Raw genomic sequence first — 13,202 nt, 5'->3', positions numbered from 1 at the left:
CCGTAACGCAGCTCATCATCAATTTCCTGCGCATGGTTGATATGGCTCACCATCAGCACTTGCAGACGCGTGTCGGCCAGAATTTGGCATAAGCCTTCGGTGATACGCGCCGGGATCACCACCGGCAAGCGGGTGTGAATGCGCAGGCGTTTGAGGTGCGGGATTTTTTCCAGCGCGTCCACCAGCCATGCCAGCTCATGATCTTTCGCCATTAGCGGATCGCCGCCGGAGAAGATGATCTCATCCAGTTCCGGATGCGTGGCGATGTAATCAATCGCAGCTTGCCAGTTGCGCTTGTTGCCCCGGTTATCCTGATAGGGAAAATGACGGCGGAAACAGTAGCGGCAGTTGACCGCACAGCCGCCTTTTACCAGCAGCAGCGCACGGTTTCTATACTTATGCAGTAAACCCGGCACCACGCTGCTTTGTTCATCCAGCGGATCGGTGCTATAACCTGGCGCATCAATAAATTCCTGACGGCTGGTGAGCACTTGCAGTAGCAGCGGGTCCGTTGCATCGCCTTTTTTCATGCGTGCGATGAAGGCGCGCGGTACGCGCAGGGCGAAAAGCTTGCGTGCACCAGCGCCTGCAGCCAGATCAGCATGCTGATCAAGAGATAAAAGTTGCAGTAATTCAGCAGGTTCGGTGACAACATCAGCTAGTTGCTGCAACCAATCTTCTCTGACGGGGGGATTTAGGGTTACAATGTGTGCCATTTTTTTGGCTATTTACCAGTTCAATATTTACAGAGGGCCTTTATGGCGACTTATCTTAGCAACGATTTCCGTCCCGGTCTTAAAATCATGTTCGAAGGCGAGCCATATGCCATCGAAGCCAGTGAGTTCGTTAAGCCGGGTAAAGGCCAGGCATTTGCGCGCGTAAAAATGCGTCGTCTGCTGACCGGTTCTCGCGTTGAGAAGACCTTCAAATCTACTGACTCTGCCGAAGGCGCAGACGTTCGTGATATGACGCTGCAATACTCTTACAACGACGGCGACTTCTTCTACTTCATGCACCCGGAATCTTTCGAGCAGTATCAGATCGAATCTAAAGTGCTGGATGACGTGACCAAGTGGCTGCAGGACAATGCGGATTGTATCGTTACCCTGTGGAACGATAAAGCGATCGCTGTTCAGCCACCGAACTTCATCGAAGCTGAAGTTATCGAAACCGATCCAGGCCTGAAGGGTGATACCGCAGGTACCGGCGGCAAGCCAGCTACGCTGTCGACTGGCGCGGTAATCAAAGTGCCACTGTTCGTACAGATTGGCGAAGTGGTAAAAGTGGATACCCGCTCTGGCGAATACGTTTCTCGCGTAAAATAATCGTCAAATCAGGCGCATCATTGATGCGCCTTTTTTCTCTCTGTGTGTTTCCCTTCTCTTTTTTCATCCGCCCAATCCGCAGTTTTACAGATCAAGACTATGCTTTAAGAGCTGTACTTTTACTGCAACCAAAAAGGATATGGCTATGTTAAAGAAAAGTATTGTCGCGATTTTTTCCGTGCTGGTGCTCTCATCCGTTCTGACCGCTTGTAACACCACGCGTGGTGTTGGCGAAGACGTTCAGGCGGGCGGCAAAGCGATTCAGCGCAGCGCACAGTAAGATATTCCGGTGTGAAAGCGACTTTCGCACCGGTTCTCCTTATTTCTGCTCTACCCAAATCAGTTCTTCAACCGGGAATCCGGCACTTCTGGCCTGTTCAACCAAACGTTGTTTAACGCTTTCATCCAGTTGCGGCGTACGCGACAAAATCCACAAGTAGCTACGATTCGGTCCGCACACCAGCGCATAGCGATAGTCAGGATCCAAGGCAATCACGTTGTAACCGCCATAGAACGGGCCAAAGAATGACACTTTAAGCGAGGCGCGCTGTTTATCGCCGGTGAAGTAGGCTTTGCCTACGCTCTCCTGCCAGCGCTGTTTCTGCTGATTGTAGCCACGGTTGATCACCTTCAAGCCGCCATCGTCGCGCGGACTATAATTGGCAGTAACCTGTTGTAATCCGCGCTCAAAGCGGTGATCGAGGCGGGCGATTTCATACCATTGGCCGAGATAGCGCTGACTGTCGAAACCTTCCACCACCGTGACGCCTTTGGGCGGTGTGGTTGAGCAGGCAACGGAGAGAAAGGCACTCAGGCTGGCGAGCAGGGTTTTCCATGGGGACATTGTGGGATTCCTTTGCGATTTTAATGGGTTAAGTATAGCTGCCCGATGACAAATTGCTGCCTGCGCCCGCTGTCGTTGTTTGCCATCGGCAATGCGGGTAGACTTCCACCCCTTATCTGTATGAGGAGTCATCAACATGAGCGAAACGGCAAGCTGGCAGCCGAGCGCATCTATTGCCAATTTGTTGAAACGCGCCGCTATCATCGCGGAAATACGTCGTTTCTTTGCCGATCGCGGCGTGCTGGAGGTCGATACCCCGGCGATGAGCCAGGCGACCATCACTGACATCCATCTGGTGCCATTCCAGACGCGTTTTGTTGGGCCAGGCGCAGCCGAAGGGCGCGATCTGTGGCTGATGACCAGTCCGGAATATCACATGAAGCGCCTGCTCGCGGCCGGAAGTGGTCCGATTTACCAGATGGGTCGCAGCTTCCGTAATGAGGAGGCCGGGCGTCACCACAATCCCGAGTTCACCATGCTGGAGTGGTATCGTCCGCACTACGATATGTACCGCCTGATGAACGAAGTGGACGATTTGATGCAGCAGGTGCTGGAGTGCGACAGCGCGGAGTCGCTGTCGTATCAGCAGGCGTTTATCCGCCATCTGGAAGTGGATCCGCTGTCGGCCGATAAAGCACAGCTGCGCGAAGTGGCGGAGAAGCTGGGCGAAGGCGAGCTGGCGAATCGTGAAGAAGACCGCGATACGTTGCTGCAACTGCTGTTTATGCTGGGCGTTGAACCTAAGATTGGTAACGATAAGCCGTGCTTCGTCTACCATTTCCCGGCGACGCAAGCCGCGCTGGCGGAGATCAGTACTGAAGATCACCGCGTCGCCGAGCGCTTTGAGGTCTATTACAAAGGGATTGAGCTGGCGAACGGTTTCCGTGAGTTAACCGATAGCCGTGAGCAGCGTCAGCGTTTTGAGCAGGACAATCGTCGTCGTGCTGCGCGTGGTCTGCCGCAACATCCTATCGATACCAATCTGCTGGATGCGCTGGCGCACGGTATGCCTGCTTGTTCTGGCGTGGCGTTGGGCGTGGATCGTTTGATCATGCTGGCGCTGAAGGCCAGCTCGCTGAGCGAAGTGATCGCCTTCCCGGTCGATCGCAGCTAAATCATTAGGGCGCGCAAGCGCCCTTATGGCGTGGTGGTGGCGGGCGCGGTCACTTCCGGGAATTCCTGAATTGTCACCGGCAAGGTCATTTTCTTTTCATTGCGCAAAATCTGCACGTCAATCACCGAGCCCGGTCGAATTTCTGCCACCTGATCCATGGTTTCCTGCGCCGAGAGCGCCGGTTTGCCATTCACTTCCAGCAGCACATCATTGGCCTGAATGCCGGCGCTATCCGCGGGGCCGCCCGGCGTGACGTCGCTAACGATAATGCCCTGCACGCGATCGAGATTATTGCCCTGGCCATGCAGCGGCGGCAGTTCGCGTCCGGTAATGCCGATATAGCCGCGAATCACCCGACCATCGCGAATCAGCTTATCCATGATTTTGCTCGCCAGCGCGGTGGGAATCGCGAAACCAATCCCTTCCGGTGTTTCGCCATCGCTGCTTTTATCAAACGTCAGGGTATTAATGCCCATCAGTTCGCCCAGCGAGTTAATCAATGCGCCGCCCGAGTTGCCCTGATTGATCGAGGCATCGGTCTGCAGGAAGTTTTGTCGTCCGGATGAGCTCAGGCCCACGCGTCCGGTGGCGCTGATAATGCCTTGCGTCACGGTTTGGCCGAGGTTATACGGGTTGCCGATCGCCATGACGATGTCGCCGATGTGCGCGATACGTTTGGCGTTGATGGGAATGACTGGCAAGTTGGAGGCACTGATTTTCAACACCGCTAAATCAGTCATGGCATCGGAACCCACTAAGGTGGCTTCGAAGAAGCGTCCGTCCTGCAGCGCGACGATGATCTGATCGGCGTTATTAATCACGTGTTTATTCGTGAGGATGTAGCCTTTGCCGTTCATGATCACGCCGGAGCCGAGCGTGGTGATGCCGCGATTATTGTTGCCGTGGGCGCTGCGGTTATAGACGTTGACGACTGCGGGCACGGCGCGTCGCACACCCTGATTAAAACTAACGGGTGCTTCATCGTCGCTGTTGTCATGTTCAAAGGTGATGTTGCTGCCCATACGTAACGCAGGGATCGCGACAAGCAGTAAGCCAGCCACGATCAGGCCCATCACCACAGAACGCAAAAGTTTAAGAAACATGGTGTTATTTCAAGCCAGGTGAGATCGCAGGGCAGAATAGCATGAGAAAGGCGGACAAACACCTGCTTGTCCGCCTGATGCGAGGATTATCGCAGAAGCAGGTAAATACTCTCTTCGCCGCGCACCACGTTCAGTGCCAGCACCGGCGGTTTGCCTTCCAGCACTTTACGCATTTCGGCAATAGAAGCGACGCGATTGCGGTTCACGCCGATGATCACATCGTCTTTCTGCAAACCGACTTGCTCCGCTGGTGTGCCTTTTTCGATGGCATCGACTTTCACGCCTTTATCACCGGTTTTGGTCGCGCCGTCGCTCAGCGTTGCGCCTTGCAGTGCCGGAGACATCAACTGCGCGCTGGCGGTGGTTTGCGCGCTCTGTTCCAGCGTGACGGTGACGTTGACCGGTTTGCCTTCGCGCAGAAGACCGATTTTCACATCCTGGCCCGGTGGCGTGGTACCGACTTTCACACGCAGCTCAGCAAAGCTGGTGATCGGCTTATCATTGATGGAGGTAATGATATCGCCGGCTTTAATACCCGCTTTCTCGGCGGCGGACTTCGGCAATACTTCTGAAACAAAGGCACCGCGCTGCGCATCAACGTTAAACGCTTTGGCGATATCGGCGGTCATTTCCGTGCCTTTGATGCCGAGCTGACCGCGCTTCACTTCGCCGAACTGAATCAGCTGCTGCGCCAGATTCATCGCCATGTTGGCGGGGATGGCGAAGCCAATGCCGATGTTGCCGCCGCTTGAGGCCAGAATCGCGGTGTTGATACCTATCAACTCGCCATTCAGGTTCACCAGCGCTCCGCCGGAGTTACCGCGGTTTATCGCGGCATCGGTCTGAATAAAGTTTTCCAGCCCTTCCAGATTCAGGCCGCTACGACCGAGCGCGGAAATGATGCCTGACGTGGCCGTTTGACCCAGACCAAACGGGTTACCAATGGCCACGGCAAAATCACCCACTTTGAGCGAATCGGAATCGGCGATTTTTATCTGCGTGAGATTTTTCGCGCCTTCAACCTGAATCAAGGCGATGTCGGTTTGTTCATCGTGACCGATTAACTTAGCGTCATATTCGTTGCCGTCACCCAGCTGCACGCTGATTTTGTCGGCGTTGCTGACCACATGGTTGTTAGTGAGGATGTAGCCCTTAGCGGCATCAATGATCACGCCGGAACCCAGACCTTCAAAGGGCTGCGGCTGTGATTGGCCCGGTGCCTGACCAAAAAAGCGCTTCAGCGGTTCAGGAATCTCCTGCGCCTGCTGACCGCTGTCGGTACCTTCAACACGCACGCTCACTACTGCGGGCAGAACTTTTTCCAGCATCGGTGCCAGGCTTGGCAATGCTTGTCCCTGAATCTGGGCGGGAAGAGTCGCCAGCGCACTCGGCGCCGCAGCCAAACTCATCCCAATACCCAAGGCTAATGCGCTTAACAGACGTGCTTGTTTTTTCATTGCTACAACGCTCTCGCTGCGAAAGGGATAAAAGAAGTGTGACAGTAGTTTGTGGTTTGTGTTCGAAAACAAAAAGGGCACAGCCAAGCTGTGCCCCAAAAGGATTAATTACGCGGTGCGCGGTCGCTGCCACGTAACAGGCCGGATGCGCCTTCAGAGTAATCACGCGGCATCTGCACCGGCGCCTGATCGTTATCCGCTTCGGCTTCCGTTAGCTGGTAGGCAAACGGGTTTTTCTCGCCTGGCAGGTTTGGCAGCAGGTCGTTAGATCCTTTTGCCATGTGCTGATACAGCTGGCGATAATCATGCGCCATGTTGTCCAGCAGCTCGGCGCTGCGGGCGAAGTGGTTAGTGAGCTCCTCGCGGTAATCCGCCAGCTCCGACTTCGTTTTTTCCAGTTCATACTGCATGCTACGCTGCTCGCGCAGCTTCTTGTTGCCAAAACGCATGACGACTGCGCCGACAATAATGCCAATCACTAAACCAATCAGCCCGTATTCCCAGGTCATAATGACTCCCGTGTAATTTCCGTTGTTTCGTAGGGCATTGCTTCTGTTGCAACATCAACTTCAATAGCAGCCACTATACCCAATAATCTATTGGAAGTGGAACTATCGGGCTGCATCGCTTAGTGTAGAGCGGCCTAATTTTCGTCAACCGACCCGTGAATCGGACTTTTTCAGGGATTCTGAGAGAACCATGCAAACCTCATCTCCGCTTGCACGCTACGAGCAGGCGCTGTCGCAGGGCGAATTCCGCCCGGATGACGTACAACGAGAAGCGATTACCCGCTTAGATACCATCCAGCAAGGATTGATTGCCCGCCAGCAACAGGTTGAACCGGCTGCCAAAGGTCTGTTTGGCCGCTTGTCTAAGATGATTAATAAAGAAAAAAACACCCATGAAGCGCCCGTGCGCGGCCTCTATATGTGGGGCGGTGTAGGACGCGGTAAAACCTGGGTAATGGATCTGTTTTTTCAGTCAATTCCTGGTGATCGCAAGCTGCGCCTGCATTTCCACCGCTTTATGCTGCGCGTCCATCAGGAGCTGACGCAGCTGCAAGGCCACAGCGATCCGTTGCTGATTGTTGCCGATCGCTTTAAAGCGGAAACCGATATTCTCTGTTTCGATGAGTTTTTTGTCTCGGATATCACCGACGCCATGCTGCTGGGCACGCTAATGGAAGCGCTGTTTGCGCGCGGCATCTCGCTGGTAGCAACCTCGAACATTCCGCCGGATGAGCTCTATCGCAATGGCCTACAGCGCCCACGTTTCCTGCCTGCTATCGAACAAATCAAGCGTCATTGTGAAGTGATGAACGTGGATGCCGGTATCGATTACCGCTTGCGCACCTTAACCTCAGCGCATTTGTGGAACTTCCCGCTCAACGATGCCACGCACAGCGAAATGGAGCGCATGTTCTGCGCACTGTCAGGCAAAGCGCGTGAAGACGCGCCGGTGCTGGAGGTTAACCATCGCCAGATGCCCACGCTGGGCGTGCATGAAGGCGTGCTGGCGATCAATTTCCTGACGCTGTGCGGCGAAGGGCGCAGTCAGCACGACTATATTGAGCTCTCGCGCCGTTTTCATAGCGTCTTGCTGTATGATGTGCCGGTGATGATTTATAAGACCGAAGATCAGGCGCGCCGCTTCCTGGCGCTGATCGATGAGTTCTACGAACGCCACGTGAAACTGGTTGTCGCGGCGGAAACATCACTGTTTGAAATTTATCAGGGCACACGCTTGAAGTTTGAGTATCAGCGCTGCTTGTCGCGTTTGCAGGAGATGCAGAGCGAAGAGTATTTGCGTCTGCCGCATCTGCCCTGATGACGTGGCATAAATCGTAGGTTTTAGATGCAAAAAGGTTCGATCTTTGAGTTCGACTTCTCTATAATCTTGCGACCCCACGTTACAGCATCGGTTTTCTTTCCCAAGAACTCGATGTGATCCGGTAACTCACTTGAAGGGGTGGCTTGCTGGGCAAAATGGTCGTGTGAGCCTCAATCGTTTACTTAGCGTTTGGGATTTCACCAACGTGTAACTTTTTATTTGGGTAAGCTTTTCAATGAAAACTTTTACAGCTAAACCAGAAACCGTACAGCGTGACTGGTATGTTGTTGACGCAACGGGCAAAACCTTGGGTCGCCTGGCGACTGAACTGGCGCGCCGTCTGCGTGGTAAGCACAAAGCGGAATACACTCCGCACGTTGATACCGGTGATTACATCATCGTTCTGAACGCAGAAAAAGTTGCTGTAACCGGCAACAAGCGTACTGACAAGATTTACTATCACCACACTGGCCACATCGGTGGTATCAAGCAAGCGACCTTTGCAGAGATGATCGAGCGCCGTCCTGAGCGTGTGATTGAAATCGCGGTTAAAGGCATGCTGCCGAAAGGCCCACTGGGTCGTGCTATGTACCGTAAACTGAAAGTTTACGCAGGCAACGAGCACAACCACGCGGCGCAGCAACCGCAAGTTCTTGACATTTAATCGGGATTATAGGCAATGGCTGAAACTCAAAACTACGGCACTGGTCGCCGCAAAAGCTCTGCCGCTCGCGTCTTCATCAAGCCGGGTAGCGGTAACATCGTAATTAACCAGCGCTCTTTGGAGCAATACTTCGGTCGCGAGACTGCACGCATGGTCGTGCGTCAGCCGCTGGAGCTGGTTGATATGGTTGGTAAATTTGACCTGTACATCACTGTTAAAGGTGGTGGTATTTCTGGTCAGGCTGGTGCGATCCGTCACGGTATCACACGCGCTCTGATGGAGTACGACGAGTCTCTGCGTTCTGAACTGCGTAAAGCGGGCTTCGTTACCCGTGATGCGCGTGAAGTTGAACGTAAGAAAGTCGGCCTGCGTAAAGCACGTCGTCGTCCGCAGTTCTCCAAGCGTTAATTGTTTGCTGCTTCGGCAGCGGCAGTTGGCTCAAAAAACCCGCTTCGGCGGGTTTTTTATTACCTGCATTTATGATTTTTTCCCACGAAAAACGCGAGCCTTACCCGCATTTTGCCCGCAAATCATCACGCCCGCCCCACAAGCTGCTTAAAATCTGGTAAACTCACTGTCACTTTGCGCCTGCGAGACGCAGCGTTGTGCTTGTCGTTCCTGTCGGGAAGACCGGACGATGCGACTAACGCTGACGGTAGGCGAATCTGATGAGCCGGTGAGTCGCCGCGTGGTTGGCTATTCGCAGTATCTTTTTGTGAACAAACTTGGAGGTTTTCATGGCTGTCGCTGCCAACAAACGTTCGGTAATGACGCTGTTTTCTGGTCCGACTGACATTTTCAGCCATCAAGTACGTATCGTACTGGCTGAGAAGGGCGTCAGCGTGGAGATCGAGCAGGTTGAAACGGATAACCTGCCGCAGGATCTGATTGACCTCAACCCGTATCGCACCGTACCGACGCTGGTCGACCGTGAACTGACGCTGTATGAATCACGCATCATCATGGAATACCTCGATGAGCGTTTCCCGCATCCACCGCTGATGCCGGTTTATCCGGTCGCGCGCGGTGAAAGCCGTCTGATGATGCACCGCATTGAGCAGGATTGGTACAGCCTGATGCGCACCATCGAAACCGCCAACGGTGCAGAAGCCGATGCAGCGCGCAAGCAGCTGCGTGAAGAGCTGCTGGCGATTGCGCCACTGTTCGCACGCACGCCGTTCTTCATGAGCGAAGAGTTCAGCCTGGTGGATTGCTATCTGGCGCCGCTGCTGTGGCGCTTGCCGCAGATGGGTGTTGATCTGTCTGGCGCGGGTTCAAAAGAGCTGAAAGGCTATATGACGCGCGTGTTTGAACGTGACTCTTTCCTTGCGTCACTGACGGAAGCAGAACGTGAAATGCGCCTGCAAGCTCGGGGCTAATGTATGGAAATGTCGCAACTAACGGCGCGTCGTCCTTACTTGTTGCGGGCGTTCTACGACTGGTTGCTTGATAATCAGTTGACGCCGCATCTGGTGGTCGACATCAATCTGCCTGGTGTGCAGGTGCCGCTGGAATATGCGCGTGATGGACAGATCGTTCTGAACATCGCGCCACGTGCGGTAGGCAATCTTGACCTCGCCAATGATGAAGTGCGTTTCAACGCGCGTTTCGGTGGCGTACCACGTCAGGTTTCTGTGCCGATGGCTGCGGTTCTGGCGATTTATGCCCGTGAAAACGGCGCTGGCACCATGTTCGAACCGGAACCGGCTTATGAGCTGGCAACGGACGATCAGGATGGTAGCGGTCAGGAAGAGACGATGATGTCTGTGATTGATGGCGATCGTCCGGATGATGCGACTGACGACGATCACTCGCCAGATGATGAGCCGCCACCGCGTGGCGGACGACCTTCACTGCGTGTGGTGAAGTAAAACGTGCAATAAAAAACGGGCCAATTGGCCCGTTTTTTATTGCCTGCGCGTCTTAGTAGACGTCGCGCAGGTAGCGTTTATCTTTCTTCAGCTGATCAACGTAAGCCGCCGCACGCTCGCTGGACAAGCCACCGAACTGACGAACCACTTCATACAGCGCGGCATCAACATCTTTTGCCATGCGTGATGCATCGCCACACACGTAGAAGTACGCGCCATCCTGCAGCCAGGCGTACAGCTCAGCGCCTTTCTCCAGCATGCGATTTTGCACGTAGATTTTCTCTTCCTGATCGCGCGAGAAGGCCAGATCCAGATTAGTCAGCAGACCTTTCTCCTGCCACGCCTGCAGCTCTTCTTCGTAGATGTAATCATGTGCCTGATGCTGGTCACCGAAGAACAGCCAGTTTTTACCTTCTGCGCCGGTTGCCTGACGTTCCTGCAGGAAGGCGCGGAACGGTGCGATACCGGTGCCTGGTCCAACCATAATCAGCGGCGCATTACCGTTTGACGGCACGCGGAACGCTTTGTTCGGCGAGATGAAGATCGCCGGCTTTTCGCCGCGACGTACACGTTCAGCCAGATAGGTTGAGCACACGCCTTTACGCTCGCGGCCGCCGCTATGGTAGCGCACGGAAGCGATGGTCAGATGCACCTGATTCGGATGCGCTTTCGAGCTCGACGAGATGGAGTAGGCGCGATGTTGCAACGGACGCAGCATGGCAACGAACTCCGGTACCGACAGGCTGCGCGTCAGCTCAAGCTGCAGCAGATCCAGCGTGTCTTTGCCCCACAGCCAAACGGCAAGGGTATCTTTATCATCGTGCTGCAACACGTGACGCAGTTCCTGATTGGTGGTGTTCTGGCCAACCCATTCAATCAGTTTGCGTGACGGCTCGGAAATTTCGAACTGATAAGTCAGCAGATCGCCAAGGTTACGGTCAAAGCCCGGTACCGGCGTTTCGTAATCGGCTTTCAGCTGAGTCAGCAGCAGTGAAACCAGTGACGCGTCGTTCACCGGGATCACACCCAGCGCATCGCCTGCTTCATATTTCAGACCGCTGTCGGTGAGATCAAACTCAAAGTGACGAATATCTTTCGCCGACTCTTCAGCCGACAGGCGCTTATTGGTCGCCAATGCTGCCGCATAAGGGTTTTGCTTATTGCTGCCCGGAATGACAGGTGCTTCTGGCGCGCTTTCTAATGCATTACCGCTGCTGCCCGCACTGGCGGCGAATTGCGGCATTGCCGTGCCAATCCACTCGCTGGATGGCTCTTCGAAGTCGATATCGCAGTCGATACGATCGGCGACGCGTTTCGCACCGAGCTGCTCCAGACGCATATCGATGAATTTACCTGCCTGGCAGAAACCGTCGTAGCCGGTGTCGCCAATCGCCAATACCGCAAAATGCATCTGCTCCAGACGCGGCGCGGTGCTGGCTGAAATCGCGTTCCAGAACAGCTGAGCGTTATCCGGCATTTCGCCTTCGCCGTAAGTCGAGGTGACGATCAGCACGTGACGCATGGTAGCGAACACATCCAGATCCACTTCGCCCAGCGCCTGCACCACCGGCACCAAACCTTTGGCGCGTGCGGCTTTAGCTGCCGTTTGCGACAGCGCTTCAGCATTACCGGTCTGTGAACCGAACAGGATATGCAACTGGGTATTTGCACCCGCAGCCGGTGCGCTCTGCTTGTCTTCTAATACCAGCAGGCGCGAATGGAGACCGGCGAGGAAGCCCGCCAGCCAGTATTTCTGCTCACCGTTAAACGGTGCATCTTCAGGAATGTAAGGAATTTTCATCGGTAAGGCACTCAATCCTGTTCAATCAAAATATAAAAACTAAATTACACATGTTCATTAGCACTGTAATCAGGAAAGTTTCCCGACCGCAGCAGCGATTTCTGGCAGTGCAGCACGCGCAAACAGCTCTTCAAAATCAGGCAGATGGCCAAGCACTTCGCGGTTGCAGGCATCCTGATAAATGATCCAGCCGTAAGTCGCCAGGCTGTCCATGGAGCGAATGTTGCGCTGCGTTAATGCCGCTTTGTAATCTGCCATACGTTTAGCAGCGATCAGGCTTGCCAGCTCGTCATCGCTGTAGCTCTCAATCGCAGAGCGTGCATGACGTTGCAGTCGGCTTATTAAGGTGAAATCTTCGGTCATCAGCAGATTGCGTACCGCTTTTTCCACCGCCGGATCTTCCACCGCCGTGCCTTTCGGAAGTTTGCCCAGAGCCAGCTGCTGCGCGAGGCTGAGAACGGTGTAGTTGTTCAGCAGAACAAACATCTCCAGCGTATCTGTCGCGCCGTAAGCCGGAACAGCACCGTTAGCAATGGTTTTACCGTCACGCCAGGCCGATTTGAACTTCGTCACCTGATGCGCAGCCAGCGACGTTGACAGCTCTTCAAGCAAGTCTTTACGTGATTTGGCTTTGAGGATTTCGGTGCCATCCTGATACAGCAGCAGTGAACGCGGCATCACATACACAAAGTGATGACACTCGGTTTCCCAGTTATCCAGCAGCCAGGCCGCGCGTGGCGATTGGGTTGCTTCCAGATGCCAGTTAAGCATGGTCAGCACCGCTTGCTTGTGCACCTGCGCCATTTCATCATCATCGGCGATGGAGCCAAACAGCACTGAATCACCTGCCGCATGCGCAGCCAGCGATCCATATGGGTCGTACTGGTAAGCGAAACCGCCGCTCATACCGTTGCCAAAGCCTTTACCAAAGGTGCCAAGGTTGAGAATGGCGCCGTTGGTCATGTATTCGCAGCAGAAGTCACCCACGCCTTCAACTACCGCGGTTGCGCCGGAGTTACGCACGGCGAAGCGGTCACCCGCCTGGCCCTGAACGAACAGACGGCCGCCGGTGGCGCCAAACAGCGCGAAGTTACCGATCAACACGTTGCCATCGCTGTCCTGTGCGCCGCCGCCTGGTGACATCACCACCAATTCGCCGCCGCATTGGCCTTTACCGACGCCGTCGTTGCAGG

The 13,202-nt window shown here is 54.5% G+C and carries 14 protein-coding genes and 1 pseudogene; 8 read left to right on the top strand and 7 right to left on the bottom strand.

Annotation, left to right across the window (positions count from 1 at the left end; genetic code table 11):
• The coding region (locus tag RTY00_RS08700; protein ID WP_312664133.1) for a KamA family radical SAM protein at nt 1-716 on the bottom strand (716 nt) is incomplete at its 3' end.
• A 42-nt stretch (nt 717-758) separates the two neighbouring features.
• On the opposite strand from RTY00_RS08700, the gene efp reads away from it, so the two are divergent.
• Nucleotides 759-1,325 (top strand): elongation factor P, encoded by a 567-nt coding sequence (efp, locus tag RTY00_RS08695; protein ID WP_008104410.1) that lies wholly within the window; start codon nt 759-761, stop codon nt 1,323-1,325.
• 145 nt (nt 1,326-1,470) lie between these two features.
• On the top strand, nt 1,471-1,605 hold the full coding sequence (locus RTY00_RS08690) for an entericidin A/B family lipoprotein (RefSeq protein WP_008104408.1): 135 nt from the start codon (nt 1,471-1,473) through the stop codon (nt 1,603-1,605).
• 39 nt (nt 1,606-1,644) lie between these two features.
• Here the strand turns inward: RTY00_RS08690 and RTY00_RS08685 are convergent, their stop codons facing one another.
• Complete coding sequence (locus tag RTY00_RS08685; protein ID WP_312664132.1) at nt 1,645-2,169, bottom strand: lipocalin family protein; 525 nt, start codon at nt 2,167-2,169, stop codon at nt 1,645-1,647.
• Nucleotides 2,170-2,305: 136 nt separating this feature from the next.
• Here RTY00_RS08685 and epmA point away from each other — a divergent pair, with 136 nt between their 5' ends.
• Entirely contained in the window at nt 2,306-3,283 is a 978-nt protein-coding gene (gene epmA / locus RTY00_RS08680; RefSeq protein WP_008104404.1) for an elongation factor P--(R)-beta-lysine ligase, read from the top strand.
• 23 nt (nt 3,284-3,306) lie between these two features.
• On the opposite strand, the gene degS is transcribed toward epmA, so the two are convergent.
• The 3 genes from degS to zapG form a co-directional block, all read right to left on the bottom strand.
• Nucleotides 3,307-4,386: an outer membrane-stress sensor serine endopeptidase DegS gene (degS, locus tag RTY00_RS08675; protein WP_312664131.1), complete on the bottom strand. Its 1,080-nt coding sequence runs from the start codon at nt 4,384-4,386 to the stop codon at nt 3,307-3,309.
• A gap of 86 nt (nt 4,387-4,472) precedes the next feature.
• A complete protein-coding gene (gene degQ / locus RTY00_RS08670) occupies nt 4,473-5,843 on the bottom strand; it encodes a serine endoprotease DegQ (protein WP_008104400.1) in 1,371 nt (456 codons plus the stop codon).
• Between the two features lie 104 nt (nt 5,844-5,947).
• A complete protein-coding gene (zapG, locus tag RTY00_RS08665) occupies nt 5,948-6,352 on the bottom strand; it encodes a Z-ring associated protein ZapG (RefSeq protein WP_008104398.1) in 405 nt (134 codons plus the stop codon).
• A 190-nt stretch (nt 6,353-6,542) separates the two neighbouring features.
• Here zapG and zapE point away from each other — a divergent pair, with 190 nt between their 5' ends.
• From zapE to sspB, 5 genes are all read left to right on the top strand, one after another.
• A complete protein-coding gene (zapE, locus tag RTY00_RS08660) occupies nt 6,543-7,670 on the top strand; it encodes a cell division protein ZapE (RefSeq protein ID WP_312664130.1) in 1,128 nt (375 codons plus the stop codon).
• A gap of 238 nt (nt 7,671-7,908) precedes the next feature.
• Nucleotides 7,909-8,337, top strand: a complete 429-nt coding sequence (gene rplM, locus RTY00_RS08655) for a 50S ribosomal protein L13 (protein ID WP_007886599.1) — start codon at nt 7,909-7,911, stop codon at nt 8,335-8,337.
• 15 nt (nt 8,338-8,352) lie between these two features.
• Nucleotides 8,353-8,745, top strand: a complete 393-nt coding sequence (gene rpsI, locus RTY00_RS08650; RefSeq protein ID WP_007886600.1) for a 30S ribosomal protein S9 — start codon at nt 8,353-8,355, stop codon at nt 8,743-8,745.
• A 329-nt stretch (nt 8,746-9,074) separates the two neighbouring features.
• Nucleotides 9,075-9,716 carry a stringent starvation protein SspA gene (gene sspA, locus RTY00_RS08645; protein ID WP_008104394.1) on the top strand — a complete coding sequence of 214 codons (642 nt, stop codon included), beginning with the start codon at nt 9,075-9,077 and terminating at the stop codon, nt 9,714-9,716.
• Nucleotides 9,717-9,719: 3 nt separating this feature from the next.
• A complete protein-coding gene (sspB, locus tag RTY00_RS08640) occupies nt 9,720-10,208 on the top strand; it encodes a ClpXP protease specificity-enhancing factor (RefSeq protein WP_008104391.1) in 489 nt (162 codons plus the stop codon).
• A 52-nt stretch (nt 10,209-10,260) separates the two neighbouring features.
• Here the strand turns inward: sspB and RTY00_RS08635 are convergent, their stop codons facing one another.
• Together RTY00_RS08635 and RTY00_RS08630 are read right to left on the bottom strand one after the other, a co-directional pair.
• The gene (locus tag RTY00_RS08635) at nt 10,261-12,009 is read right to left on the bottom strand and encodes a sulfite reductase subunit alpha (RefSeq protein ID WP_008104389.1); all 1,749 of its coding nucleotides are present in this window, start codon (nt 12,007-12,009) and stop codon (nt 10,261-10,263) included.
• A gap of 69 nt (nt 12,010-12,078) precedes the next feature.
• A pseudogene (locus RTY00_RS08630) lies at nt 12,079-13,202 on the bottom strand (glutamate synthase large subunit); the annotation flags it as partial.

The organism is Pantoea sp. CTOTU49201 (genome assembly GCF_032054795.1).
In the GTDB taxonomy this organism is placed as follows: domain Bacteria; phylum Pseudomonadota; class Gammaproteobacteria; order Enterobacterales; family Enterobacteriaceae; genus Pantoea; species Pantoea symbiotica.
The sequence above is the reverse complement of the archived record's forward strand: the minus strand, read 5'-3'. Positions and strand labels throughout refer to the sequence as shown.

Coding starts and splice junctions, on each gene's coding strand:
- efp (WP_008104410.1), top strand. CDS start 759: ATGGCGACTTATCTTAGCAACGATTTCCGTCCCGGTCTTAAAATCATG.
- RTY00_RS08690 (WP_008104408.1), top strand. CDS start 1,471: ATGTTAAAGAAAAGTATTGTCGCGATTTTTTCCGTGCTGGTGCTCTCA.
- RTY00_RS08685 (WP_312664132.1), bottom strand. CDS start 2,169: ATGTCCCCATGGAAAACCCTGCTCGCCAGCCTGAGTGCCTTTCTCTCC.
- epmA (WP_008104404.1), top strand. CDS start 2,306: ATGAGCGAAACGGCAAGCTGGCAGCCGAGCGCATCTATTGCCAATTTG.
- degS (WP_312664131.1), bottom strand. CDS start 4,386: ATGTTTCTTAAACTTTTGCGTTCTGTGGTGATGGGCCTGATCGTGGCT.
- degQ (WP_008104400.1), bottom strand. CDS start 5,843: ATGAAAAAACAAGCACGTCTGTTAAGCGCATTAGCCTTGGGTATTGGG.
- zapG (WP_008104398.1), bottom strand. CDS start 6,352: ATGACCTGGGAATACGGGCTGATTGGTTTAGTGATTGGCATTATTGTC.
- zapE (WP_312664130.1), top strand. CDS start 6,543: ATGCAAACCTCATCTCCGCTTGCACGCTACGAGCAGGCGCTGTCGCAG.
- rplM (WP_007886599.1), top strand. CDS start 7,909: ATGAAAACTTTTACAGCTAAACCAGAAACCGTACAGCGTGACTGGTAT.
- rpsI (WP_007886600.1), top strand. CDS start 8,353: ATGGCTGAAACTCAAAACTACGGCACTGGTCGCCGCAAAAGCTCTGCC.
- sspA (WP_008104394.1), top strand. CDS start 9,075: ATGGCTGTCGCTGCCAACAAACGTTCGGTAATGACGCTGTTTTCTGGT.
- sspB (WP_008104391.1), top strand. CDS start 9,720: ATGGAAATGTCGCAACTAACGGCGCGTCGTCCTTACTTGTTGCGGGCG.
- RTY00_RS08635 (WP_008104389.1), bottom strand. CDS start 12,009: ATGAAAATTCCTTACATTCCTGAAGATGCACCGTTTAACGGTGAGCAG.